Source organism: Microcoleus sp. S13_B4, from assembly GCF_036700885.1.
Taxonomy (GTDB): Bacteria; Cyanobacteriota; Cyanobacteriia; order Cyanobacteriales; family Microcoleaceae; genus Microcoleus.
Map to the genome: position 1 here is coordinate 1 of NZ_JAUBPU010000132.1, position 2,368 is coordinate 2,368.

A 2,368-nucleotide genomic window follows, 5' to 3' on the forward strand; every position below is an offset into this window, starting at 1 on the left:
TAAAGTTTGTTCTTAGAATTAAACAGGAGCGTTATATCCAATCAGAAGAAGCCGATTATGTCCACTTATCTGAGTTAGGATTACTGCCAGGAAGTAGCTTTTATTTAACCGGAGTTAAAGTGACCAAACAAAAAGGGTTTGGTTGTTTTGATGTCGCCGGTTATTGGCGGCGTAAATATCGAGAAAAAGTTGATGCTGAAGGTTGGTATCTGCTCACTAATTTAGGGGAATTGAAGTTGGCAATTGCTGCTTTTAAATGTCGCAGCGGTATTGAAGCCATGTTCAAGGACTGTAAGACAGGTGGTTACAATTTAGAGAAGAGTCACGCTAACAATGAGCGGTTAAAAAACTTAATTTTAGTCATTGCTATTGCTTACAGTTGTGCTGTTCTCCAAGGGCAAAAAATCAAGGAAATGGGAATTCAAAAATATACGGGACGGTTAACTGAAGGCAAGCGAGCGTATCGCCGTCATAGCAGTTTTTGGATTGGATTATATGGTCAATCTTGGGTGGTTGGAATGGAGTTTTGCCAAGAAATAGTTGCTGAATTAATGAGAATTAGACGTAACAAGCTGCCATTTTTTCAGAGTGGTTTGAGAGCTATGTCCTTGATTTTATCAGGATTTTGACTCTGTTGTCACCCCGTCAGGCCGCCAACACCTCGACGCATCCTATGCCAACTCATCTTTTTTTTTTAATTATTCTCTTAATTGTTTCCGTACTTGTATTAACAGACCATTCTTTTTTGATTTTTTGTACTACTTGCTTTAATTGTTTTGGTTGCAATTTTACCCAGTCTCTAATTTGATCTGATTGTGCGGAATTAAATGTTTTTTTTCTGCCTCTACCTGGTTTATTATATAATCCGAGCATTCCCTCATATTCCCATCGATTCAACCAGTTATACATTGTCTTATAACTAACTTTAAAGATTTTCATTAACTTTTCATTGTTGATATTTTGTGAAGCTAAAATCAGAAAATGTGCTTTTTGGCGCACTTGATGATGTCTGCTTTCGCGATAAATTCGGTTTAGCAATTTTAAAGAAAGTGGATTGATATCTCGAAATAAAAACATATAAAACCTCTTTGAACACAAGTTGATATTTTCTATTATATCATAATAGTTCTTTATGTAATTAATTTTGTGTGAATACTTACATTTTTATCGTGCCGCTGAACACAGAGTCAATTTAATCCGGGCCCTTAAGAATGAAGCCCATGTCAAACGGTCAGCCGTTTCCACCCTTATGGTTGGCTGGGGTGGGAGAACGAACTCTCCCTCTAAAAACAGTCTGGTTTAAGTATTTACGACGCTTTGGAGTGGATCATTGGTATAGATTTGTCAAGCAACGATTACATTGGACATTACCTAACTTAAGAACTCCCGAGCAATCAGAGCGGTGGAGCGATTTAATGCCATTGATGAGTTGGCAACTCTGGTTAGCTAGGGATTTAGTAGTCCAGAATATATAGCAATCCTAAGTAATTTTCTAGATCTGTAAAATCTGAAAGTCTTGCTATACAAGAAGTCTAGGAAGACAAGAGGGCGTTGTGTTGTGAGACTCAGATCGGATTGCTATACTACCTTGGCAATCTGCTACTATCAATTTAACCCCTGGACGTGTTGCCCAATCAATGTTGTCGATTTTAGTTGACATTGGTACTCCCGCTCAAAGGCCTAAACATAGGGGAAAATCCCCTGGCTGGGCAAAAGGAAAGGTACGGACTAAGGCACCTTGCTATCCCACTGTAAAAAAACGGGTTTCTCGACGCAAAAAGTCTTCAAGATTAGCTGTTTAATCTTCTACCTCTTGAGTTTTTGAGTAACAGCTTGCCTACTCTTAAAAGGCCGCTACTTTTAGCTGCACTCATTTTTTAGTCTAAACTACAGTGAATTAGTAACTGAATTGAATATCTTAGCATTTGTTCAGATTTAGAATAACAAAGACTTTTTCGTTTTAGGCGAGCCAAAGAATGTCTTAATCTTGTATTTTCACCCTCAACTCTTGTCATATAGGTTTTCCTAATAATCTGATATCCATCGGGAATAAACTTTGGGTAAAATTTCCACCCATCTGTTACATAAAAATGGCATTTCCATTTATTAACAATGCCCCATAATGGTTCAAAGGTTTTTGCGCTAGGGTCGCCTAAAACCCATCCAAAAATACCTGGTTTAAAATGGTCTACTGCTGTCCATAACCAGGTTTTGTTTTTTTTGAGCCGACAAATGTTTCTAATTCATCTACAGCACTTTGCTTAACCATTAGGTACAATATTAGAGGTGGCAAGAAAGAGAAAAATGAAACCCTACTCCCTAGATATACGTCAAAAGATTATTAACACAAGGAGAAGCAGGTAACACC

General features: G+C 37.7%; 1 protein-coding gene and 2 pseudogenes. 1 reads left to right on the forward strand and 2 read right to left on the reverse strand.

The features are described 5' to 3' along the window. Positions 1-629, forward strand: a pseudogene (locus QT994_RS27485) (IS4 family transposase); the annotation flags it as partial. A gap of 52 nt (positions 630-681) precedes the next feature. Here the strand turns inward: QT994_RS27485 and QT994_RS27490 are convergent. Both QT994_RS27490 and QT994_RS27495 read right to left on the reverse strand, forming a co-directional pair. Continuing rightward, a complete protein-coding gene (locus tag QT994_RS27490) occupies positions 682-1,077 on the reverse strand; it encodes a helix-turn-helix domain-containing protein (RefSeq protein WP_333180262.1) in 396 nt (131 codons plus the stop codon). 800 nt (positions 1,078-1,877) lie between these two features. Further along, positions 1,878-2,251 (reverse strand): annotated as a pseudogene (locus tag QT994_RS27495) (IS1 family transposase); the annotation flags it as partial. Positions 2,252-2,368 lie beyond the last annotated feature (117 nt).

Excerpts from the sequence above, each read along its gene's own strand:
- QT994_RS27490 (WP_333180262.1), bottom strand. The coding sequence starts at position 1,077 with ATGTTTTTATTTCGAGATATCAATCCACTTTCTTTAAAATTGCTAAAC.